A 21,273-nucleotide genomic window follows, 5' to 3' on the forward strand; every position below is an offset into this window, starting at 1 on the left:
CACTTAACTCCTGATCAGCTGTTTGCGGTTTACCAGACGGTGGTAAACCAGATAGAGCAATAAGGTCAACGCCAGCAGGATGCTACCCAGTGCCGCTGCCATGCCCCAGTTATTGGTGGTATTGGTATAGTAGGCCACGTAATAGCTGACCATCTGGTCCGCTGGGCCACCCACCAGGGCCGGAGTGATGTAGTAACCCAACGCCATAATGAACACCAGAATGGTACCTGCCGCCACCCCGGAAATCGTCTGTGGCGCATAGACCTGCCAGAAGGCGGCAAAAGGATGCGCCCCCAACGATACCGCCGCGCGTTGATAGCTGGGCGAGATACCCTTCATCACGCTGTAAAGTGGCAATATCATGAACGGTAGCAAGATATGCACCATGGCAAAGAAAACCCCGATGCGGTTGAACACCAACTGCAACGGCGTGTCGATTATCCCCGTAGCGATCAAGCTCTGGTTTATCAGGCCATTGGATTGCAACAGGATGATCCAGGCTGCCGTGCGTACTAGAAGCGAGGTCCAGAACGGCAAAAGCACCAGTATCATCAACAGATTGCTGGTCTTGGGCGGTAACGTCGCCAACAGATAGGCCAGCGGAAAGCCCAGCGCCAGGCAGATCAAGGTCACCCCACCGGCAATCACCATGGTGCGCTTGAATACCGACTGATAGATGCGATTCTGAGCATCGATGCGCTGAATCTCACCGTCGGCACCACGCTCCAGGTCCAGCGATGCCAGGACATAACGATCCGTGACCGGCGGTGACGCTCGCTGAATCTCGCGCCAAGTGGTGGTTTCGCCCCATGCCGGATCGATCTCGATCAGGGTCTGCGTCCAGTTCTCGCTGCTCGCCGGAAGTCCCCGCAGGGTACGCATCAACAAACCGCGATACTGGTTATCTTCATAGTTGAGACGCCGACCGACCTTGCCCAATCCTCCGCCACGCCGTGAGTCGCGCAACTCAGCGGCGAACGCCGCCAAGGTGGCTTCTTCCGGAAGGTCGCTGCCATCCCATTGCTGCAACCCGGCCACGGTTCTTGGCATGACCGATTCAAGCTCGGTGTTATCCACGCTACGCCACAGCATGCTGCCGATGGGAAGCACAAAGACCACGATCAAGAACAGGGCGAGCGGCGCTACCAGACCGATGGCCTTGAACTTGCGCAGCCGATCGGCACGCTTGAGCTGTTTTTTGAGATTAGCTTCAGGCGGAGCCTCCGGCCTCGCTGCTACCGCATTTGTGCTCATGCCACCCCCAGCGAAGAATATGATGACGCCCCGGCAGAGCCGTGACGTTCAAGAGAAGGGGCAGCGGCCCGAAGACCGCTGCAGGCGCCTTGAATCAGTGTGTCGCCCAGGCGTTGAAGCGTTGTTCCAACTGTTCGCCGTAATCCACCCAGAAGCCTGTGTTGATGGCAAGGGCGCCTTCCAGGTTGTCGGCATGCGTCGGCATGCGCCGAGCTTGCTCTTCATCGAGCTGGTCGATGGCGTCCGGATGCACCGGGCCATAGGGAATTTCGCTGGAATATACCGCCTGATTTTCGGGCTGGCTGGCGAATTCGATGAACTGATAGGCCTCATCCACGTGCTCGCTGCCCGAGACAATCGCCCAATAATCCAGGTCGTAGAGACTGCCGTCCCAGACGATTTCCAGGTTATTGCCCTCTTCCTGGGCGGCGGCGATGCGGCCGTTGTAGGAAGAGGTCATCACCACGTCACCGGCGACCAGCCACTGAGGCGGTTGAGCTCCGGCTTCCCACCACTGGATGTGATCCTTGAGTTCATCGAGCTTGGCGAAAGCACGGTCAACGCCTTCCTCGGTCATCAAGACGTCATAGACTTCTTCGTTGGGCACCCCATCGGCCATCAGCGCAAATTCCAGGGTGTACTTGGCACCGCGACGCAAGCCACGGGTGCCCGGAAAGTCTTCCACGTTCCAGAAATCCTCCCAGGAAGCTGGAGCGGCCTCCAGGGCATCGGCATCGTAGGCAAGTACCGTGGACCACACGAAGGAGCCAACCCCGCATTCATCAAAGGCTGAATCGATCAATACATCGCCAAGCCCCAGACGCTGCCAGTCGATAGGTTCGAACAACCCTTCGAAACAGCCGCGCACCATTTCGGGCGACTCCATTTCCACCAGATCCCAGCTGACGTTACCGGTCTCGACCATGGCGCGGATACGGGAAAGCTCACCGTTATAATCGCCAGGGGTGAGTTCGATGCCGGTCTTTTCCTCGAAGGGCCCGTAGTAAGCCTTTTGCATGGCATCGCCGGAGGCGCCACCGAAGGAGATCACGGTCAATGCCTGCGCACCGGCGGATGCTGCCAGCCCCGCTGTCAATAAACCACTAACCGCCACACTACGGGCCAGACGGGTACGCATAAGGTTGTTTTTTTTCATGCCATTCTCCTGGTCGCAAGCGACCTTTCATGGGTATCGAAAGTGCACGTTGGAAATCGTGCGGTGGAAAATTTTTGTTCTGTAAAGCTAAGCGGTTAGACAAAAAACCAGCTATCAGGAAGCGTTCAAGGCGCGAACATCTTCGTTTCGCCAACCGAGTTCCACGATATCGCCCGGCTGCAAGCGGCTGGAAAAATCATCCACGGGAACGCGAGCCACGAAATCATCGTTGCCTGCCAGCTCGCAGCGCACCCTAAGGTGATCACCCAGGTAGATGAATTCGTGCACCTTGCCTTGCAGGCGATTGGGAAGTTGGGTCGCGGCACCGTTGAGTTTGACTCGTTCAGGGCGGATCGAAAGCCGGGTGGCATCGCCTTGCGCAAGATTCGGGCCGAGCAGCGCCCCGGTGCTGAAACCTTCGCCGAAACTCACCCGGCAATCACGCCCCTGTACCGACTCGACACGACCGGGCAGCGTATTGTTCTCACCGATGAACTGGGCCACAAAAGCGTTGGCAGGGAATTCGTAAAGATTGGTAGGGGTGTCGATCTGCTGGATGACGCCATCGTTGAAGACCGCCACTCGGTCCGACATGGTCAAGGCTTCGCTTTGATCATGGGTCACGAAAACCACCGTCAGCCCGAGCTGTTTGTGAAGATGCTTTATCTCCAGCTGCATTCGCTCGCGCAACTGCTTGTCCAAGGCACCTAGAGGCTCATCCATCAAGATCAATTGCGGCTCGAACACCAGCGAACGAGCCAATGCCACCCGTTGCTGCTGGCCGCCTGAAAGTTGTGTCGGGCGCCGCTTGGCGAATTCCCTGAGCTGAATCATGTCGAGAATGTCGGATACCTTACGCTCGATTTCGGCGGCAGGCAGGCGGCGGGTTTTCAGCGGGTAGCGAATATTTTCTTCCACCGTCATATGCGGGAAAAGCGCATAGTTCTGAAACACCATGCCGAAGTTACGCTTATGGGGCGGCACGCTATTGAGGCGCTGGGACTCGAGGAAGATATCGCCGCTGGTAGGTACTTCAAAACCGGCCAGCATCATCAGGCAGGTAGTCTTGCCGGAGCCTGAAGGCCCCAGCAAGGTAACGAATTCTCCCTTATGAATGGAAAGATTGAGATCCTTGACGACCAGATTTTCGCCATCGTAAGTCTTCTGTACGGCGTCAAAGCGAACCAAGGGTGTCGAGTGATCGGAACTGGAAAGATTCGTATTAGTCGGCATCGATTTTCCCGCGGCGTGAAGGTGGCGCGGTGACGTCATAAAATTCAGACGATCACGCAAAATTTCTACATTAAAAGCTAAGCGTCGACACCTCTGACGTCAAGTAGATTAGCTCAGCTCCTTTTACAGTGTTTCAACGCAAGGCCGCGTCAGCGCTTTACCACCTGATTCAAGTGCCGCAGAAAGTACGTAGCACTTCTTGACTGGGCGCAGGCGGAACGGCCCAGTCACGTGCCTGCTGAGTATCTTCGAACGGCCGTGTCACCAAAGCCAACAATGTTTCGAAGGGAGTGAAATCTTCTTGCTCCACGGCAGCGGCGATCACCTCTTCCACCCGGTGGTTGCGCGGAATGATCAAAGGGTTGGCGTGGCGCATTCGAGCCAGGGTGGCCGGTGTGGGGGTGGCATGTTCCTGACGATGGGTTTGCCACCGCGAAAGCCAGGCTTCAAGTGGCTCGGGGGCTTGGGTAAGCGCCAAGAGCGCTTCATGGGCGGCCCGCCGGGCATTGTCGTCTTCGCTGGCTGCCAGCTGGTATAGCCGATCGAAACTCAAGGTGAAGTCCATCCACCCGGCCTGCATGAGCTCCAGAAAGTCATCACCCAGGGAAAGCGCCTCAGGGTCGTCTTTTTCAAGGCCCAACTTGGCGCTCATGATGACCTGGCGTTGCGCCTGAAAATGCTCGGGGAAGCTCTGAAGGACCTGCGTCGCCCTTTCCACGGCTCGGTCACCGTCATTATCGATCAGCGGCAGCAGGGTTTCCGCCAGGCGAGCCAGGTTCCACTGGGCGACAGTCGGCTGGTTGTGGTAAGCATAGCGCTTGCCTTCATCGATCGAGCTGAAGACGGTCTCGGCATGATAACGGTCCATGAACGCACAAGGACCGTAATCGATGGTGTCTCCAGCCACGCTCATGTTGTCGGTGTTCATCACCCCATGAATGAAACCGACGCCCATCCATTGCGCCACCAAAGCCGCTTGGCGTTGCAAAATGGCATCGAACAAGGCCAGGTAACGTTGATCGTTCGGCAGTTCGCCAAGCTCGGGATAATGACGTTCGATGCTGTGCTCGGCCAGCTCCTGCAGGCTCTTCTCATCGCCTACGTAGGCCAGAAACTGGAAGGTGCCGATCCGAATGTGGCTCGAGGCCACCCTTGTCAACACCGCACCGGGCTCAAAGGTTCGCCGATGTACCCGTTCGCCGGTGGTCACCGCCGCCAGCGCTCGAGTGGTGGAAATCCCCAAGGCGTGCATGGCTTCGCTGACCAGGTATTCACGCAGCACCGGACCCAGCGGTGCGCGGCCATCGCCACCTCGGGAGAACGGCGTGCGCCCGGCACCTTTGAGTTGAATGTCACGCAGCCGCCCTTCCCCATCGCGCACCTCACCCAGCAACAGGGCGCGGCCATCGCCCAATTGAGGAACGAAGGTACCGAACTGATGCCCGGCATAGGCCATGGCCAAAGGATCGGCACCGGGAGGCAGTTGATTGCCACTCACCCACTTGGCCAATTGTTCGGGGTCAGGCGACTCTTTCATTCCCAGTTGCTGGGCAAGCGGTGCATTGAATGCAATCAAGCGTGGCGCAGGCACCGGGGTAGGATCGCAGGCCGTCCAGCAACGCTGTGGCAACTGCCGATAATGGTGTTCGAAATCAAGGAACATGAGCATCTCCTGTTGTCGTATTGACTGTGCGTATACGCATTAGCCTAACAGACATACCCGAGTGGCCAAGTCAGGCTTTCCGTCCCAGAAAAATCAGGCGGAATAATAGTACCCAGCCTAGACGAGTCACTGCTAGAAAGCCGTTTCCCAAGGAGTGCTTAAATGCCTGCCACGCTTTCGATACCACCCCATATGACCCCGCTCTCGCGCGACTTCTATGCCCGCGACACCCTGGTGGTCGCTGAGAATCTGCTGGGATGTCATGTGGTTCGCGAGCTGGAAAGCGGTCTGCATTTGATGGCACGTATCGTCGAAGTGGAGGCTTACATGGGCCCGCATGACAGTGCCTGCCATGCCGCCAAGGGGCGTACCGCGCGCACGGAAGTGATGTTCGGCCCACCCGGCCATGCCTATGTATATCTGATCTACGGCATGCACCACATGCTCAACTTCATCACTTTGCGTGACGGTTATCCGTGTGGCGTCCTGCTGCGTGCCGTGGAACCGGTGCTGGGGGAGCCGCAAATGCGCCTGCTACGCTCCGCCAAAGGCAAGCAACTTAGCAATGGGCCGGGCAAGCTGACACGGGCGCTGGGTGTGGATAAATCGCTTTATGGCCACGACCTGACCTTGGGAACCCAGCTATGGGCCAGCCCTCGATCCGCTGGTTTCAAACCACAGATCGCCTATGGCCCCAGGGTGGGTATCGGTTACGCCGAATCCGAACATCGGGAAGCCCCTTGGCGGTTGTGGTTAAAAGGCAATGAATGGGTGTCTAAAGCCCGCTAGGTGGACTGCAGGCATTTGACCGTCGCTTCCAGGACCGGGGTCAAGGGGGCGTTCAATTTGAGCGATAACAGGGGGTCGGCGCGGGTAACGCCCAAATTGAGTGCGGCCAGGGGAAGCTTGCGGGCGTGGGCATGGCGAAAGAAGCGGTAACCGGAAAACACCATCAAGGACGTGCCCACTGCCAGAACCGCATCGGCTCGGTCGAGTGCGGCTTGAGCCTGTTCACGCCTTAATGCCGGCACCACGTCACCGTAAAACACCACATCGGGTTTGAAGATACCGCCACAACGTGGGCAGTCATGTACCTGGAAGGTATTGAAGTCGGTTTCAAGGTCGGCATCGCCGTCTGGAGCATGGCCGGCATCCAGGGTGGCAAAGGCCGGGTTCAAGTGGGCCATTTCCGCATGCAGGGCATGGCGCATCATGCGGTAATCGCATTGCATGCAGACCACCAGATCCGCTCGCCCATGCAGGTCCACCACCCGCCGCGAGCCGGCGCGCTGATGCAGACGGTCGACGTTCTGGGTCACCACTTGCTCCACATGACCCAAGGCTTCCAGCTGCGCCAGTGCCCGATGAGCACCCCCCACCTTGGCATCGCTCAGCGCCTTGAACCCCACTAGGGCGCGCGCCCAATAGCGTTGACGAACGCTGTGGGAACCCACGAAATCAGCGTGCTGTACCGGCGGCGGGCGCTTCCATTGCCCAGCCGCATCGCGGTAGTCGGGAATACCACTATCGGTACTCACGCCCGCCCCGGTAATCACCCACAGCCTGGGATGGCGCTGCACAAATTCCACCAAGGCCTCGCTGGCCGCATGCACGTTATCGGTAATAAAAGCGCTAGGCTCTGGCAAGACATGGCCCTCGAAACAATACTTGGAAACAATAAGAGTTCATCTATATGACAGCTGATCATGGCGCAAAGTGCCAAAGCTGGCATGTTAACTGAATGCCCGCGTTGAACCTGAATCCCCAGGCTCGACTATGCTGGGATCACGGAATAACAACCACAACGCTCATCATCTGAAAGGAGCCATTATGGCCTGGTTTTCTGGATCTAGCGGTTTGGCGAATGATGTGAATTTTTCTGCCCAGCGCCCGGCTGCGCCGTTGGTATGGGGAATGCTTGTAGGCGCCGGTCTGCTGGCCTCCCAATCCGCCTACGCCTGGGATGGCGTCGTGGAAAAACAGATATTCGAGATGGAGGAATACACAACGCAGGGCGGCGACACCATCGAGGATCTCAAGGTAGGCTGGGAAGCTTACGGCACCCTCAATGAAGCCCGTGACAACGTCATTTTAATTACCCATTTCTTCTCCGGCACCAGCCATGCCGCCGGTCGTTACCAAGAGGATGGCGACAACAACGGCTATTGGGATTCAATCATCGGCCCTGGCAAGCCGCTGGATACCGACCGCTACTACATTATCTCTTCGGATACCCTGGTCAACCTCAATGCCCACGACCCCAATGTCACCACTACCGGGCCGGCCTCGATCAACCCGGCTACCGGCGAGCCCTGGGGGATGGAATTCCCCATGGTCACCATTCGCGATTTCGTCGAGGTGCAGCGTGAGTTGCTGGAAAGCCAGGATATCGATCAACTGCATGCCGTGATGGGCGCCTCCATGGGAGCCTTGCAGGCCATCGAATGGGCCAGTGCCTACCCGGACAAGGTGGAACGCTTGATTTCAGTGATCGGCGCCGGCGTCACCGATCCTTGGTTGCTGACGAAGCTCGGCACCTGGGCGGCGCCCATTCGCCTGGATGCCAACTGGAACGAAGGCGATTATTACGATGATCACCCCCCGCTGGATGGGTTAAAGGAAGCACTCAAGCTGGTCACCATCGATGCCAATCATCCGGAATGGTTCAACGAAACCTTTGATCGCAGCTGGGCGGAACAGAACGCTGACCCCGCACGCAACATCGACGCCCGTTATGCCCTCGAGAAGACCCTGGATGAGCTTGCCGCCGCTCGCGCGGAACAATCCGATGCCAATCATCTGCTCTATCTGGTTCAAGCCAACCAGGCATTTGTTGCCGGCCACGGTGATAGCCTGGAACAAGGCCTCGCTGCAATCGATGCACCCACCTTCATGCTGTACAGCGAGAAAGACCTGATATTCACTCCCGAAGGCGTGCGCCGGACGGCGGAACTGATAGAAGCCGACGGCACTCAGGTGGATATTCAACCCTTGGAAGGTAACCGGGGCCATCTGGATGGTGTGGTGAGTATCGACCAGGCAAGCGAGCAGCTGCGTGAATTTCTGGAGCAGGACTGAACGCCGCTAAAAACGCTACAGAATTGGCGTGACGACATACCCCCTCCCTGCTAGCGGCGTTGAAGCCAAGTGGGGAACTGCTTAGGCTGAAGCCTTGGCAAGATTCCCCGCTGCATCATTCATGAGATTCAGGATCGCATTATGCCCCGTTACCCCGCGCATTTGACCGGCTCCGGCCCCAACAATCCGTTTCCCGGCATCAAGGTACTCGAGCGGCGTCTCGGCCATGAGATTCCCCATCGCCTGGGGTCGAACGAAGGTCTGGACATGCCTCATGCCGCGCTTCGGCGGCATTTCGGCGATGCCATGGTCGAGCATGTGTATTGTTATGGCGATTCGGAAGCCGTGGGCGTGCGCGAGCGGATAAGCCGCCAGCAGACGATCCCGTTCGATGCGCTGCTGGTGGATGCCGGTGCCGACAGCCTGATTGCCCTGACGTTGCGCACCGTCGCCGAACCCGGCACAACAGTGGCCAGCGCTCAAGGGACCTACCCCACCTTCGGATACTTTGCCCGGGGCCAAGGCTGCCGTCTGGTCGAAACGCCTTATCGTGAAGCCCCCGGTGTGCTGGCCCCGGATATCGATGCGCTACTGAAGACCGCCAAGCGCGAACAGGCCCGGTTGGTATATCTGGCCAACCCTGACAACCCCAGCGGCCACTTGCATCGTGACGAGGATATCCGCCGCCTGCGCGCCGACTTGCCCAAGGATTGCTGGCTGCTGTTGGATGAGGCCTACCATGACTTTCGCGATGATGCCGAAAGCCCCTTTGCCTCTGAAGTGATTCCCGGTGTAATCCGCCTGCGCACGCTTTCGAAAGCGCATGGGCTGGCCGGCTTGCGTATCGGCTATGCAATTGCCGAACCGGACACCTTGGCCATGATGATGAAAGTCCGCATCCATTATGCAGTTTCAACCTTGACCCAGGCCGCGGCGGAAGTGGTGCTCGACCACCCCGAGGAGGTAAAGGCGCATATCCAGGCGGTAAAGACGCGTCGCACCCGGTTAGCTGCGCACTTTCAGGGGCTGGGGGCCGATGTCCTGCCCAGCGCCACCAACTTCATCGGCATTCGCCTGCCCAGTGCGGCGCTGGCCGAGCGCATCAACCGTGAATTGCTCGATGCCGGACGCTTGATCGCACGCCCGGTCAATCCAGCCTTGGGGCATATTCTGCGCATCACGGCAGTTGAGGACGCCCTGCAACCGGGGCGCCTGGCGATACTGGAAAACGCCTTGAAATAAAAAATTCGGGGCATCCTGATTAAAGCACCATGAGGGAGACAAGTCCCATGCCGCTTGCACTGATCATCCTGCTGCCCCTCACAGGCGCCTGTCTCCCCGCGCTGATGCGGGGTCAATCATCTCGCCTGCTGGCGTCGGTCTCGGCCCTCCCCGCCCTTTTCTCCCTGCTGCTGCTGCTCAGCTGGCTACCCCACGCCATGAGTGGCGGAGAGACCGTGGTCCAGCAGCTCGACTGGCTGCCCTCACTGGGCCTCAACGTGGCCTTCCGTCTCGACGGCCTGGGACTGCTCTTTGCGCTGCTGATCACCGGCATCGGCTGTCTAGTCCTGTTCTATGCGCGCTACTATTTTGAAGGCAGTAACACCTCGGCGCGTTTCTTCACCCTGATCCTGCTGTTCATGGCGGCCATGCTGGGCATCGTGCTCTCCGAAAACCTGCTGTTCCTGCTGGTATTCTGGGAGCTGACCAGCTTGGTCTCTTTCCTGCTGATCGGCTACCACACTCAGGACCATGCGGCCCGGCTCGGGGCCCGCATGTCGCTGGTGATCACCAGCGGTGGCGGCCTGGCGCTACTCGGCGGCATCGTGCTGCTGGGCCATGCCGCCGGCAGCTACGAACTCTCTGTAGTGCTCGACGCCGGCGAGCGCATCCGCGCCTATGAACACTACGGCCTGATGCTCAATCTGATCCTGCTCGGTGCCTTTACCAAGTCCGCCCAGTTCCCCTTCCACCTCTGGCTGCCCCACGCCATGACGGCGCCGACGCCGGTCTCCGCCTATTTGCACAGCGCCACCATGGTCAAGGCGGGACTGTTTTTGCTCGCTCGGCTGCACCCGGCGCTGGCCGATACCTCGCTGTGGTTCCACCTGGTCACCCTGACCGGCATGCTGACACTCATGGTGGGCGCCTTCGTGGCCATGTTCATGCACGACATGAAGGGGCTGCTGGCCTACTCCACGGTTTCTCACCTGGGATTGATCATGCTGCTGCTGGGCCTGGGCACCTCCATGGCGCTGGCGGCCGCTCTTTTCCATCTGGTATGCCACGCACTGTTCAAGGCGCCGCTGTTCATGATGGCGGGCTACGTGGATCGTGCTACCGGCACCCGCGACATGCGCCGAGTCAACGGCATGTGGCGTTTCATGCCCGTTCTGATGGTGCTGTCCGGCATCTCCGCCGCCGCCATGGCCGGTCTGCCGCTGATGAGCGGCTATCTGAGCAAGAAGATGCTGTTCACCGAGAGCCTGCTACTCTCCACCCCCGACTGGGCGGTCGTGGTGATTCCCGTCTGGGTGGCTCTGGCCGGGCTGTTCTCGGTGGCCTACTCGATCCGCATCTTCCATAACGTCTTCTTCAACGGTCAACCGATCGACCTTCCGGTATGGCCACCCGCCTCGCCGCGGCTGGCGGCCCTATCGCCCATCGTGCTGCTGGCCCTGGCCACGCTGCTGGTGGGACTGGTGCCGGAACACATCTATTCCGCCCTGATCCAGCCAGCCTTCAGCGCCGCGCGTCAGGCGCTTGTCGATTCCTACGATTTCTCGACACTGGGCGGCAGCGTGCCAATGCTCATGAGCCTGTTCGCCCTGGCCGGTGGCGTGCTCTTCTACCATTTCCGCGACCCCCTGTTCCGCCTGCACGCGCGGCTGCCCGAGGTCGATGCCAAGGAGATTTTCGACTGGATCATGCGCCGCTCCATCGCTCTCTCCCAGCGCCGCGTCTTCCAGCTCGAGAACGGCTCCCTGCAGCGCTACCTGAGCTTCATCTTGGCTACTGTGGTGGTGGTGGTCGGCATGGAGCTGCTCGCCGTCACCCACTGGGACGGCGGCGTGGCGCTCTCCCCGCTCGACCCCCTGACCCTGCTGGCAGCCATCCTGCTGTGCCTAGCGGCGATCGGCGTGACGGTCCATCACCATCGCCGCCTGCCGGCGTTGTTGCTGCTCGGCGTCACCGGGCTCTTCATCACCGTCACCTTCGCCCGCTTCTCGGCGCCCGACCTGGCCCTGACCCAGCTGATGGTGGAAGTGATGGCGGTGGTGATCATGATGCTGGCACTCTCCTTCCTGCCTCAAACCTCGCCTAGGGAATCGAGCGGCTTCAGGATGGGCCGTGACCTTACTATCGCCGTGCTGATGGGCCTTGGCGTGGCAGCCTTCAGCTTTGCCATCCTCACCCGTCCCCAGGAGACGATCTCCGACTTCTTCCTGGCCAACAGCGTCCCCGGCGGCGGGGGCACCAACGTGGTCAACGTCATCCTGGTGGACTTCCGCGGCTTCGATACCCTGGGCGAGATTACCGTGCTGGGCATTGCCGCCGTAGCAGTGTTTGCCTTTACCCACGACCTGCACCTCAAGGAGCGCGTGGTCGAGACCAATCCCGCCCACTGGGTGGCCGAGCCGCACCCGATCATGCTCAGTACCGTGGCCCGGCTGGTGCTGCCCATTGCCCTGCTGGTCTCGGCCTATATCTTCCTGCGCGGCCACAACCTGCCCGGCGGCGGCTTCATCGCCGGGCTGATCACCGCGGCGGCGCTGACCCTGCAGTACATGGCCGGTGGCCTGGTATGGGCCCAGGAACGCATGCTGTCCCCTTTCCGGCCGCTGATCGGCGCCGGCCTGCTGACCGCCACCTTTACCGGCCTGGGCAGCTGGCTGTTCGGCTTTCCCTTTCTCACTTCGTCCCACGGTTACCTTCACCTGCCGCTGATCGGTGAATTCGAACTGGCCACCGCCATGCTCTTCGACCTTGGCGTCTACGCCACCGTGGTCGGCGCCACGCTGCTGATTCTGGCCAATCTCGGCAAGCTGATGACGGTGACCGGCCCCGGCAAGGAGATCGGCTAATGGAACTGCTCTACGCACTCACGCTCGGCGTGCTGACCACCTGTGGGGTCTACCTGCTGATGCGGGCGCGCACCTTCACGGTCATCCTGGGACTCACCCTGCTCTCCCACGCAGTCAACCTCTACCTGTTCGCTTCGGGACGCCTGGTCGCTGGCGCCCCGGCCATTGTCGGTCTGTCGCAGCGCTCGGCGGACCCGCTGCCTCAGGCCCTGGTGCTCACTGCCATCGTCATCGGCTTCGCAATGACCGCCTTCGTGGTGGTGCTGGCACTCAAGGCCGCGGTGGAGTTACGCAATGACCACGTGGACGGCGAGAACCCTGAGGAAGACCGCGCATGAATCACGCCCTGATCTTGCCCATCCTGCTGCCCCTGCTGACCGGCGCCGGTCAGCTGCTGTTCTATCGGGCGCCTTTCGCCCTGCAACGCCTGCTGGGGTTCGCCAGCACCGCCTGGCTGGTGCTGATGGGTATCTGGGCGTTGTCCACGGCCGGCTCGGGCGACTACCTGATCTACCAAGCCGGCGACTGGCCGGCGCCCTTCGGTATCGTGCTGGTCCTTGACCGCCTCGCCGCCATCATGCTGGCGCTGACCGCCGTGCTGGGGTTCTGCTGCCTGCTCTATGCCAGCAGCGGCACCGACCAGCGTGGAGCACACTTCCATGCGCTCTTCCAGTTCCAACTGGCTGGGCTCAATGGCGCTTTTCTGACCGGTGATCTGTTCAACCTCTTCGTATTCTTCGAGATCCTGCTGATCGCCTCCTATGCCTTGCTGCTGCACGGTGGCGGCCGCGCCCGCAGCCGTGCCGGCCTCCACTACGTAATCATCAATCTGGTGGGCTCCGCGCTCTTCCTGATCGCCCTGGGCACCCTCTACGGCCTCTCCGGCACCCTCAACATGGCGGACCTGGCCTTGAGGGTGGCAGAGGCTCCGCCGGAAGATGCGCCGCTGCTCGCCGCCGCTAGCCTAATCCTGCTGGTAGTTTTTGGCATCAAGGCCGCCATCCTGCCGCTGCTGTTCTGGCTGCCCCGCGCCTACTCGGCCGCCAGCGCCCCGGTGGCCGCGCTCTTTGCCATCATGACCAAGGTGGGCATCTATGCCATCTTGCGCATCTTCCTGCTGGTCTTTGCGCTGGGCGAGTCCCCGGTTGCCGCGACCGCCTGGGGCTGGCTGTGGCCGCTGGCGCTGCTGACCCTGGCATTGGGCGGCATCGGGGTGCTGGGCTCGGACAGCCTGCGCACCCTGACCGCCTACCTGGTGATTCTCTCGGTGGGCACCCTGCTGGCCACCATTAGCCTCGGCACCGCAGCCAGCCTCGGCGCTGCCCTGTTTTACCTGATTCACAGCACCCTCATGGCCGCGGTCTTCTTCCTTCTAGCCGACCTGCTGGGCCAGCAGCGCGAGACCGGTTACGACCGCTTCTCGGCGACCGGCCCCATCGGGCATCGCTGGGTGTTGGGCACGCTGTTTTTCGTCTCCGCCATCGCCATGGCGGGCCTGCCGCCCTTCGCTGGCTTCGTCAGCAAGGCGTGGATACTCCAGGCCAGCCTCGAGTCGGCCCAGGGGCTGTGGCTATGGGGGGTGCTGCTAGCCTCGGCGCTGCTGGTGATTATCGCCGCCAGCCGCACCGGCAGCAGCTGGTTCTGGCGCCCCGGCGACATGGCCAAGCCCTACCCGCTTGAGCGCGGCCCCCTGACACTGGTGTCCATCATGGTCGGTCTCAACGGTCTGCTGGCCATCTTCGGCGACCCGGTGATGGGCTATCTCGAGCTGACCGCTGAGCAGCTTCGCGCACCAGGCGGCTATATCGCCGCCGTGCTGCCAGAGGTCGGCATCTCACTGGAGGAAATCTCGCCATGAATCTTGCTTACCGACGCTGGCAATACTGGCTGCCGCGCCCGCTGTTCTCGCTGTTCCTGGCGCTACTGTGGTTGCTGATGGTCAACGAATTCAGCGCGGCTCACGCCCTGCTGGGGCTGGCCCTGGGCGTGGCCATTCCCTTCGTGACCCACGGCTTCTGGCCCGAGGAGGCGAAGATCAAGCGCCCCCTGCCGCTGGTGCGCTATCTCCTGGTGCTGTTGGTGGACATTCTGCGCTCGAATCTGGTGGTGGCCCTGCGCATTTTGCGCCCCGCCCGATACCTGAAACCGGGTTTCTTCAGCTACCCGCTTGCCCTGGATGACGACTTCGCCATCACCATCCTGGCCAGCACCATCTCGCTGACCCCCGGAACCGTTTCGATCCACTACGACGCCGAGGCCAACACCCTGCTGGTCCACGCCCTGCACTTGGAGAACGAAGCCGGGATGGTTGCTGACATTCGTGAACGCTACGAGAAACCACTCGAGGAGATCTTCCGATGATTGCTGCCGTCATACCGGTGGCCATGGCACTTTTCGCCATCGCCGCTCTGCTCAACCTCTACCGACTGGCCATCGGTCCCGACATTGTCGACCGGATCCTTGCGCTGGACACCCTGATGATCAACAGCATCGCCTTGATCGTACTGTCCGACATCTGGATGGGGCTCGGCATGCTGTTCGAACTGGCCTTGCTGATCGCCCTGATGGGCTTCATCAGCACCGTGGCCATGAGCAAGTACCTGCTGCGGGGGGATGTGATCGAATGACCAGCATCGACATGCCGTGGTACCTGGAGCTTGTCATTGTCGCCTTCCTGCTATTCGGTGCCTTGGTGGCGCTGATTGGCTCTTGGGGACTGGCCAAGCTACCCGACTTCTATACCCGGCTCCACGGCCCCACCAAGGCCAGCACCCTAGGCGTCGGCTGCACCCTGATCGGCTCGCTGCTCTACTTCAGCCATCAGCAGGATGGCGTCTCCGTCCAGGAAGCCCTGGTGACAATCTTCCTGTTTGCCACTGCCCCGGTCAGTGCCCACATGATGGGCAAGGCCGCCCTCCGACGACGCCTCAAGGGCATACAGGGCACCCGCAACATGCCCGACAGGTAGATATTCGCCGCCTGCGCGCCGATTTGCCCAAGGATCGCTGGCTGCTGCTCTGCGCATCACGGCGGTGGAAGACGCGGAGCGCCTGGCGATACTTGAAAACGCCCTGAAATAAAAAAATCCTTGGTGTATGGTCGCTCCTCTACAGAGGCACAGAGGCGGAAGATTTTCAGATGATCCCTATTGCAGAAGCGTCAAATACAGAAGAGTCAAAGCGTTATGCAGCGGAGGTTAAACGCTGATGGTAGAAAGCATGGTCTTGTTTCTCGCCGCGGGGTTCGGGCTGGGTTGGCTTCCCTGGGCGCCGGGAACCGTTGGTTCGCTGCTCGGCATTCCCCTGGCCTGGTGGCTGCTCGGCCACCCACTGACGAAGCAGGCCACCATCATAGTCCTGCTGCTGATCGTTGGAGTACCGCTCTGCCACTGGGCATCGCAGTGGCTTGGTGGTGGCGATGCCTCGCAGATCGTTGCCGATGAGTTCCTGGCTTTCCCATTAGTCACGCTAGGCCTCGCGGCGGCTCGATCCCCCTGGATGATGGGGGTGGCGTTCGCTTTGTATAGATTATTCGACACCACCAAGCCCCCACCCATCAGCCACCTCGAGGCCATCGGCGGAGGACTGGGAATCGTGTTGGATGATGTTCTGGCCGCCCTACTTGCCTGGATAGTGCTCGCCGTGGGAATCGCCCTATGGCGACGGCGCCAGCCATTGCATACGAAGGGATGACGTTGGAAACCCACAATCTTTCATACAAAAGAGGGGAGTATCAAAGCGCAGCGGTGCCTTGCTGAAACCCACGCATGAAGGCCGCCAGGTTGGCGCTCAGATGTTCGGTTGGATAGCCGCCTTCCTGGACCAATACCATGGGCAGGTCCAGGGCCGCCAGACGTTGGCCGATCTGGAAAAAGGCCTCGGTTTCCAGAACAAAACCGGCCAGAGGGTCATCCTTGTGAGCGTCCAGGCCCAGGGCCACCACCACCGCCTCGGGGCGATAGGCCGCCAATGCTTCCAGCAGCGTTTCCAGAGTGGCTAGAAACAGCGCACCGTCGCTGCCCAAGGGTAACGGAAAGTTGAGATTGCTTCCGTCGCCTTCGCCGCTACCGATTTCTGCCGCCCCGCCCCAGAAGAATGGATAGAACTGTGCCGGGTCGGCGTGTAGCGAGCCCGTCCATACATCGCCACGGGCATAGAAGATGTCCTGAGTGCCGTTGCCGTGATGCAGATCCACATCGACAATCGCCACGCGCTCAAAACGTTCGCGCAGCACCGTGGCCGCCAGTGCCGAGTTGTTCACGAAACAGAAGCCGCCAGCGCGGTCCGGCCCGGCATGATGACCCGGCGGGCGGCACAACGCATAAGCGTGGCGGTCACCGCTCAGCACCGCCTCCGCCGCGGCCTGGGCACTGGCCGCACTGGCTAGAATACCCTTGAAGCTTCCGGCACTGATCGGACAGGCCATGTCATGCAGGTGCCAACCTGCCTGGCCGATAGGATGGTCGGGGTAATGCCATCCGCCTCCGCAAGGATGCACGTTGGGCATTACCATTTCCGAGGCTTGTGGCAATGCCTGCCAGCGCGCATGGATGGTTTCCAGGAAAGTGAGATAACGCGGTGTATGGATACATTCCAGCCGCCTGCGCAACAGCGGACTATCGATCTGTGTCGGCGCGGTAAGCGATAACCCAACCTCGGCCAGACCCTCAGACAACAGTACCGCGCGTTGCGGCCCTTCCGGGGAAGGCACCGGTTGGCCACGCAGCAAGAAGGTGGGCGGTGCGTGATATTCCTGGTCAGGATGGTAAAACAGCTTCATCGAATAATGTCCTTACAGTGAGGCGCTACCCTAGCAGCGACGGTATCCAGGTCGACAGGGCCGGAAAAGCCGCCAATAACAAGATAACCCCGATAAAGGCCACATAAAATGGCAGTGAAGCGATGATGGCCCGCTCATAGGGCACCTCGGCAATACGTGCAGCCGTCATCAATGTCATGCCTACCGGTGGCGTCACATTAGAGATATTGAGCACCACGATCATCAGGATGGCGAAGTGCAGGGGGTCAAACCCCAACTGAATCATCGCCGGCACCAGTACCGGTGCCACCACCACCAGCGCTGGGAGCACATCCATCACTGTGCCGATCAGCAGTAGTAATAGGCAGACCATCATCAACTGCAGAAAAGCCGAATCACTAAAGGTGGTGATGAGCCCCGACGCATCCCGAGCGATACCCGAACGCGTCACGAACCAGCCTAGTACTGCCGAGGTCGCCAGCAGGAAGAACACCACACCCGAGAAACGCACGGTCACCACTAACGAATCCCATATCTTGCGCCAAGTAAGGTTGCGGTAAAACACTACACCGATAACGATGGTGTAGACGGCGGCGAATCCCGAGGCTTCGGTAATGGTGGTAAGGCCCGACAGGATACCGCCCAGAATGATCAACGGCACGATCATGGCGGGCAGCGCCAGCACGAACGACATCACCGCCACCTTAAAGGGTGTCGGCGCCTGCTTGGGGTAACCGCGTTTCCAGGCCAGGAAAAAGCTCACGCCCAGCAAGGCGCCCGCCATCAATAACCCGGGAATAATACCGCCGGCGAACAGGTCGATCACCGAAATATCGCGCAACAGGGTGGCATATACCACCATCACCACGCTTGGCGGAATGATGGGGCCGATTATCGATGAACAGGCGGTAATCGCCGCGGCATACTCAGCGTCGTATCCCTGTTTTTTCATCTCCGGAATCATGATCTTGCCGATGGCGACGGTATCGGTAATCGCCGCGCCGGTCAGGCCGGCGAAGAACACCGACACCGAGACATTGACATGGGAAAGCGCCCCGCGGACCCGCCCGAACAATGCATTATTGAAGTCGATCAGCTTATGAGTTAGCCCGCCCTGGTTCATCAGTTCGGCAGTGAAGATGAAATAAGGCACGGCGATGAGCAGAAAGCCCGAAACACCGGCAAACATGCGATCAGCGATGATGCCCAGCATGCGCTCCCCACCCATCGCAAACCCACCCGCCAGACCGGACATAGCCATGACCACAGCTACGGGTGCGCCGATCAATAACAACACCACAAAGGCCACCATTGCCGGCATCATGAGCGTTTCTCCCCTTCATTGGCCTTGATCAGTTCATCGAGTTGCGTCTCGTCATCGATGAAATGCTCCAGCAGATCGAACCCCTGCACCAGATGTAACAGGATGATCACCCCGGAAAGCGGGATCACGATAGCCGTGAACTTGCTGGGAATCTGAATCTGGTCGGATACCATGTAGACCTGTGTGGCACCCTGGAAGTAGCTCCAGCCATACCACACCAACATCAATGCGAATAACGCAATCACCGCCAGACAGGCCCCCGCCGCCGCCTTAAGCAGTACCCGTGGCAAGCTACGCACCAGCAGGGTCATGGCCACATGCTCGCCATAGCGCAGCGAGATCGTCATGGAGAGAAATCCAATCCAGGGCAGGAAAAGCCGTGCCAGTGAGTAGGTCCAGCTCAAGGTACTGCCGGTTGCCAGCTTGTACAGGAAAGCCGTAAAGGAGATGCCCAGCATGATCAGCACGCAGCCCACACACATCACGATGGCCGCCTGATTGACTGCATCGCTCAGGCGGCGAAGTGGCTGAAGTAAATGCATCAGATAACCTCACAGGCGACATCGACCGGCCGGAAGGCCCGGTCGGTCGGTCGGTCGATGGGTAGCGGATCGATATCAATCCTCAGCGGCCGTAAATGGACACATCCGATTCGCTCACTTGCTCACCGACACGCGCCACTTCCTCGAGGAAGGCATCGACCTTGTCAGCTTCGATACCGAAGTCATTGACGATCCAGTCCCGCCATTCCGGACGTGCGATATCGGCCATGCGCTGACGCTCCTCGGTAGGCATGATGTAGCACTCCTCGAAGCGTTCACAGGACTCTTGCCAGCTGGCAGTGGCCAGAGCGCCTGACATGCCGTGACCGATCGCGACGGCTTCCCTCGCTGAGGTAAGAATCGCTTCTTGCTGCTCTTCGGTCAGCCCCTGGAACCAGTCCTCGCTGACCAGCCAGGCGGCGCTGTTGTAAACGTGCCCCGTCAGAGTGGTGTAATCGGTTACCTCATCGAAGTTGAAGGTAGTGTTGAGCACCGGGGCGTTGAACTGACCGTCGGCCAGGCCGGTTTCCAGGGCGGTAATTACCTCACCCCAGGGCAGCGGTGTCGCCGAAGCGCCCAGCGCCTTCATGATCGCCACATGGCCGGGGTTTTCCTCGGTGCGGATGTTCAACCCCTCAAGATCTTCCACCGTCTCGATCAGTCGCTCGTTGTTGGTGAAGGCCACGAAGCCACCGCCGTCATCGAAGGTGCCCAGATAACGCATGTCGGCTTCGTCGATGGTGCCGGACATGAAGTCGGCAAACCATTCACTATCAAAGAACGTCCAGGCCTGGCGCCAGTTGTCGAACAGGAAAGGGGCCGTCATTAGCTGATAATCATCGTAAAACGACGACATGGCACCGGTCGTGATGATTGTCGATTGCAGGGAGCGCCCAGCCTGCACCTCGGAAGCGGTTTCCACCTCGGAGCCAAGCTGACTACTACCGAAGATGTTCACTTCCACTTCACCGTTGGTACGCATCTCGACCAGATTCTTGAAGTGCATCAAGGCCGGGTAGACTTCGTTATTACTCATGTTCTCGGGCAGGATGGTGGCGATAGCCATTTCCGTGGATTGTGCCTGGACATGGGTACTGGCGATCGCCAAGGGCAAGGTTGCCATTGCTGCGATGAGTGGTAAACGTTTTGTTGTTGTCATAACACACCTCATTCTACGTGGAGTCGAACTTGCGTTATTACCCTTCAGGAAGGCACTTGGCTCAAGAGATCGCTCTCCCTTAATGAGCGTCGGGTAGCGCCTCCCACACTTCAATGGCGGCAGCTAGATCCTCCAGCGACGCCCCTACTGACTTGAATAACGTGATGGTGTCGGCCGACGAGCGACCGGCCTTTTCGCCTTTAAGCACTTCTGCCAGTTCCGCTTGAATCTGGTCGAAACGGAAAGTCCCTTCCTCGATGGCTTGCAGGATATCGCCCGCTTCCCCCTTGGCACCGGCATAGGTATCCACAAACACCTCGGCGCGGCGCAAGCATTGCGCATCGGTTTCGCGCATTTGCGGGCGAAACGCACCGATCAAATCCAGATGAGTACCCGGCGTGAGCCACTCCCCCTTGATCAGCGGCTGAGTGGAGAGCGTCACGCAGCTGACGATGTCTGCCTGGGCCACCGCGGCTCCCAGATTTCCAGCTACGGCGGTATCGAAGCGGTCAGCATAAATCTCGGCAATCGCGGCGGCTTTGTCGGGATTACGCCCCCACACCAGCACGCGCTTGATAGGTCGCACACTGGCGTGGGCTTCAATCACCATGGGCGCCAGCTTACCGGTACCCACGACGAGCAGCGTCGAAGCATCTTCGCGAGCCAGTTCACGCGCCGCCAGGGCCGAGGCTGCCGCCGTTCGGCGACGGGTCAGTTCACTGCCATCGATACAGGCCAACGGTTGGCCGTGGGCGCCTTCGCTGAGTAAATACAGACCGGAAATCGCCGGGATGCCGTGATCTGCATTCTGCGGAAAGACGTTGACCACCTTCACGCCGATGTAACCGGCCTTTTCCCAAGCCGGCATCAACAGCATGGTGGCTTCGCCATCCGGGCGATGCATGGCGTGATGATGGCGTGGCGGCGACTCGACACCCTGGGCAAAGGTGAGCGCCAGGCGCTCTATCAGGCCTTGCCACTCGAGGCATTGGGCGACTTCATCAGCGGAGACGACTCGCAT

General features: G+C 60.0%; 20 protein-coding genes. 10 read left to right on the forward strand and 10 right to left on the reverse strand.

What is annotated here, in order from left to right:
- Positions 1-3: 3 nt before the first annotated feature.
- The 4 genes from GPM19_RS03195 to GPM19_RS03210 form a co-directional block, all read right to left on the reverse strand.
- The gene (locus GPM19_RS03195; RefSeq protein WP_160417432.1) at positions 4-1,254 is read right to left on the reverse strand and encodes an ABC transporter permease; all 1,251 of its coding nucleotides are present in this window, start codon (positions 1,252-1,254) and stop codon (positions 4-6) included.
- Between the two features lie 94 nt (positions 1,255-1,348).
- On the reverse strand, positions 1,349-2,410 hold the full coding sequence (locus GPM19_RS03200) for an ABC transporter substrate-binding protein (protein WP_202114664.1): 1,062 nt from the start codon (positions 2,408-2,410) through the stop codon (positions 1,349-1,351).
- 114 nt (positions 2,411-2,524) lie between these two features.
- Positions 2,525-3,643: an ABC transporter ATP-binding protein gene (locus GPM19_RS03205; protein ID WP_160417433.1), complete on the reverse strand. Its 1,119-nt coding sequence runs from the start codon at positions 3,641-3,643 to the stop codon at positions 2,525-2,527.
- Between the two features lie 169 nt (positions 3,644-3,812).
- A complete protein-coding gene (locus GPM19_RS03210; protein ID WP_160417434.1) occupies positions 3,813-5,306 on the reverse strand; it encodes a protein adenylyltransferase SelO in 1,494 nt (497 codons plus the stop codon).
- A 162-nt stretch (positions 5,307-5,468) separates the two neighbouring features.
- Here GPM19_RS03210 and GPM19_RS03215 point away from each other — a divergent pair, with 162 nt between their 5' ends.
- Positions 5,469-6,095, forward strand: a complete 627-nt coding sequence (locus GPM19_RS03215; RefSeq protein WP_202114665.1) for a DNA-3-methyladenine glycosylase — start codon at positions 5,469-5,471, stop codon at positions 6,093-6,095.
- Here the strand turns inward: GPM19_RS03215 and GPM19_RS03220 are convergent.
- On the reverse strand, positions 6,092-6,952 hold the full coding sequence (locus tag GPM19_RS03220) for an NAD-dependent protein deacetylase (RefSeq protein ID WP_202114666.1): 861 nt from the start codon (positions 6,950-6,952) through the stop codon (positions 6,092-6,094). The genes GPM19_RS03215 and GPM19_RS03220 overlap by 4 nt on opposite strands.
- Positions 6,953-7,175: 223 nt before the next feature.
- Here GPM19_RS03220 and GPM19_RS03225 point away from each other — a divergent pair, with 223 nt between their 5' ends.
- The 9 genes from GPM19_RS03225 to GPM19_RS03265 all read left to right on the forward strand — a co-directional run bounded on the left by GPM19_RS03225 (position 7,176) and on the right by GPM19_RS03265 (position 16,161).
- Positions 7,176-8,384 (forward strand): E22 family MetX-like putative esterase, encoded by a 1,209-nt coding sequence (locus tag GPM19_RS03225; protein WP_319928086.1) that lies wholly within the window; start codon positions 7,176-7,178, stop codon positions 8,382-8,384.
- A gap of 141 nt (positions 8,385-8,525) precedes the next feature.
- Positions 8,526-9,626 (forward strand): pyridoxal phosphate-dependent aminotransferase, encoded by a 1,101-nt coding sequence (locus tag GPM19_RS03230; RefSeq protein WP_160417435.1) that lies wholly within the window; start codon positions 8,526-8,528, stop codon positions 9,624-9,626.
- Between the two features lie 47 nt (positions 9,627-9,673).
- On the forward strand, positions 9,674-12,469 hold the full coding sequence (locus tag GPM19_RS03235; RefSeq protein ID WP_160417436.1) for a monovalent cation/H+ antiporter subunit A: 2,796 nt from the start codon (positions 9,674-9,676) through the stop codon (positions 12,467-12,469).
- Complete coding sequence (locus GPM19_RS03240) at positions 12,469-12,807, forward strand: Na+/H+ antiporter subunit C (RefSeq protein WP_160417437.1); 339 nt, start codon at positions 12,469-12,471, stop codon at positions 12,805-12,807. Before GPM19_RS03235 ends, GPM19_RS03240 begins: the two co-directional genes overlap by 1 nt.
- A complete protein-coding gene (locus GPM19_RS03245) occupies positions 12,804-14,327 on the forward strand; it encodes a monovalent cation/H+ antiporter subunit D (RefSeq protein ID WP_160417438.1) in 1,524 nt (507 codons plus the stop codon). Before GPM19_RS03240 ends, GPM19_RS03245 begins: the two co-directional genes overlap by 4 nt.
- Positions 14,324-14,830 (forward strand): Na+/H+ antiporter subunit E, encoded by a 507-nt coding sequence (locus tag GPM19_RS03250; protein WP_160417439.1) that lies wholly within the window; start codon positions 14,324-14,326, stop codon positions 14,828-14,830. The genes GPM19_RS03245 and GPM19_RS03250 overlap by 4 nt, the downstream gene beginning before the upstream one ends.
- Entirely contained in the window at positions 14,827-15,096 is a 270-nt protein-coding gene (locus tag GPM19_RS03255) for a K+/H+ antiporter subunit F (protein ID WP_160417440.1), read from the forward strand. Before GPM19_RS03250 ends, GPM19_RS03255 begins: the two co-directional genes overlap by 4 nt.
- Entirely contained in the window at positions 15,093-15,437 is a 345-nt protein-coding gene (locus GPM19_RS03260) for a Na+/H+ antiporter subunit G (RefSeq protein WP_227842113.1), read from the forward strand. The genes GPM19_RS03255 and GPM19_RS03260 overlap by 4 nt, the downstream gene beginning before the upstream one ends.
- Positions 15,438-15,675: 238 nt before the next feature.
- On the forward strand, positions 15,676-16,161 hold the full coding sequence (locus tag GPM19_RS03265) for a phosphatidylglycerophosphatase A family protein (RefSeq protein ID WP_160417441.1): 486 nt from the start codon (positions 15,676-15,678) through the stop codon (positions 16,159-16,161).
- 40 nt (positions 16,162-16,201) lie between these two features.
- On the opposite strand, the gene GPM19_RS03270 is transcribed toward GPM19_RS03265, so the two are convergent.
- The 5 genes from GPM19_RS03270 to lhpI form a co-directional block, all read right to left on the reverse strand.
- A complete protein-coding gene (locus GPM19_RS03270) occupies positions 16,202-17,248 on the reverse strand; it encodes a histone deacetylase family protein (protein ID WP_160417442.1) in 1,047 nt (348 codons plus the stop codon).
- Positions 17,249-17,273: 25 nt separating this feature from the next.
- Positions 17,274-18,551 carry a TRAP transporter large permease gene (locus tag GPM19_RS03275; protein ID WP_160417443.1) on the reverse strand — a complete coding sequence of 426 codons (1,278 nt, stop codon included), beginning with the start codon at positions 18,549-18,551 and terminating at the stop codon, positions 17,274-17,276.
- Positions 18,548-19,093, reverse strand: coding sequence for a TRAP transporter small permease (locus GPM19_RS03280; RefSeq protein ID WP_160417444.1), 546 nt, complete (start codon positions 19,091-19,093; stop codon positions 18,548-18,550). Before GPM19_RS03280 ends, GPM19_RS03275 begins: the two co-directional genes overlap by 4 nt.
- A gap of 82 nt (positions 19,094-19,175) precedes the next feature.
- Positions 19,176-20,252, reverse strand: coding sequence for a TRAP transporter substrate-binding protein DctP (gene dctP / locus GPM19_RS03285; protein WP_227842114.1), 1,077 nt, complete (start codon positions 20,250-20,252; stop codon positions 19,176-19,178).
- A 79-nt stretch (positions 20,253-20,331) separates the two neighbouring features.
- On the reverse strand, positions 20,332-21,273 hold the full coding sequence (gene lhpI / locus GPM19_RS03290; protein ID WP_160417446.1) for a bifunctional Delta(1)-pyrroline-2-carboxylate/Delta(1)-piperideine-2-carboxylate reductase: 942 nt from the start codon (positions 21,271-21,273) through the stop codon (positions 20,332-20,334).

The organism is Vreelandella zhuhanensis (assembly GCF_009793355.1).
Taxonomy (GTDB): Bacteria; Pseudomonadota; Gammaproteobacteria; order Pseudomonadales; family Halomonadaceae; genus Vreelandella; species Vreelandella zhuhanensis.

Excerpts from the sequence above, each read along its gene's own strand:
- GPM19_RS03230 (WP_160417435.1), top strand. The coding sequence starts at position 8,526 with ATGCCCCGTTACCCCGCGCATTTGACCGGCTCCGGCCCCAACAATCCG.
- dctP (WP_227842114.1), bottom strand. The coding sequence starts at position 20,252 with ATGACAACAACAAAACGTTTACCACTCATCGCAGCAATGGCAACCTTG.
- GPM19_RS03245 (WP_160417438.1), top strand. The coding sequence starts at position 12,804 with ATGAATCACGCCCTGATCTTGCCCATCCTGCTGCCCCTGCTGACCGGC.
- GPM19_RS03195 (WP_160417432.1), bottom strand. The coding sequence starts at position 1,254 with ATGAGCACAAATGCGGTAGCAGCGAGGCCGGAGGCTCCGCCTGAAGCT.
- lhpI (WP_160417446.1), bottom strand. The coding sequence starts at position 21,273 with ATGCGAGTCGTCTCCGCTGATGAAGTCGCCCAATGCCTCGAGTGGCAA.
- GPM19_RS03280 (WP_160417444.1), bottom strand. The coding sequence starts at position 19,093 with ATGCATTTACTTCAGCCACTTCGCCGCCTGAGCGATGCAGTCAATCAG.
- GPM19_RS03260 (WP_227842113.1), top strand. The coding sequence starts at position 15,093 with ATGACCAGCATCGACATGCCGTGGTACCTGGAGCTTGTCATTGTCGCC.
- GPM19_RS03210 (WP_160417434.1), bottom strand. The coding sequence starts at position 5,306 with ATGTTCCTTGATTTCGAACACCATTATCGGCAGTTGCCACAGCGTTGC.
- GPM19_RS03235 (WP_160417436.1), top strand. The coding sequence starts at position 9,674 with ATGCCGCTTGCACTGATCATCCTGCTGCCCCTCACAGGCGCCTGTCTC.
- GPM19_RS03200 (WP_202114664.1), bottom strand. The coding sequence starts at position 2,410 with ATGAAAAAAAACAACCTTATGCGTACCCGTCTGGCCCGTAGTGTGGCG.
- GPM19_RS03265 (WP_160417441.1), top strand. The coding sequence starts at position 15,676 with ATGGTAGAAAGCATGGTCTTGTTTCTCGCCGCGGGGTTCGGGCTGGGT.
- GPM19_RS03275 (WP_160417443.1), bottom strand. The coding sequence starts at position 18,551 with ATGATGCCGGCAATGGTGGCCTTTGTGGTGTTGTTATTGATCGGCGCA.
- GPM19_RS03255 (WP_160417440.1), top strand. The coding sequence starts at position 14,827 with ATGATTGCTGCCGTCATACCGGTGGCCATGGCACTTTTCGCCATCGCC.
- GPM19_RS03205 (WP_160417433.1), bottom strand. The coding sequence starts at position 3,643 with ATGCCGACTAATACGAATCTTTCCAGTTCCGATCACTCGACACCCTTG.
- GPM19_RS03215 (WP_202114665.1), top strand. The coding sequence starts at position 5,469 with ATGCCTGCCACGCTTTCGATACCACCCCATATGACCCCGCTCTCGCGC.
- GPM19_RS03240 (WP_160417437.1), top strand. The coding sequence starts at position 12,469 with ATGGAACTGCTCTACGCACTCACGCTCGGCGTGCTGACCACCTGTGGG.
- GPM19_RS03250 (WP_160417439.1), top strand. The coding sequence starts at position 14,324 with ATGAATCTTGCTTACCGACGCTGGCAATACTGGCTGCCGCGCCCGCTG.
- GPM19_RS03270 (WP_160417442.1), bottom strand. The coding sequence starts at position 17,248 with ATGAAGCTGTTTTACCATCCTGACCAGGAATATCACGCACCGCCCACC.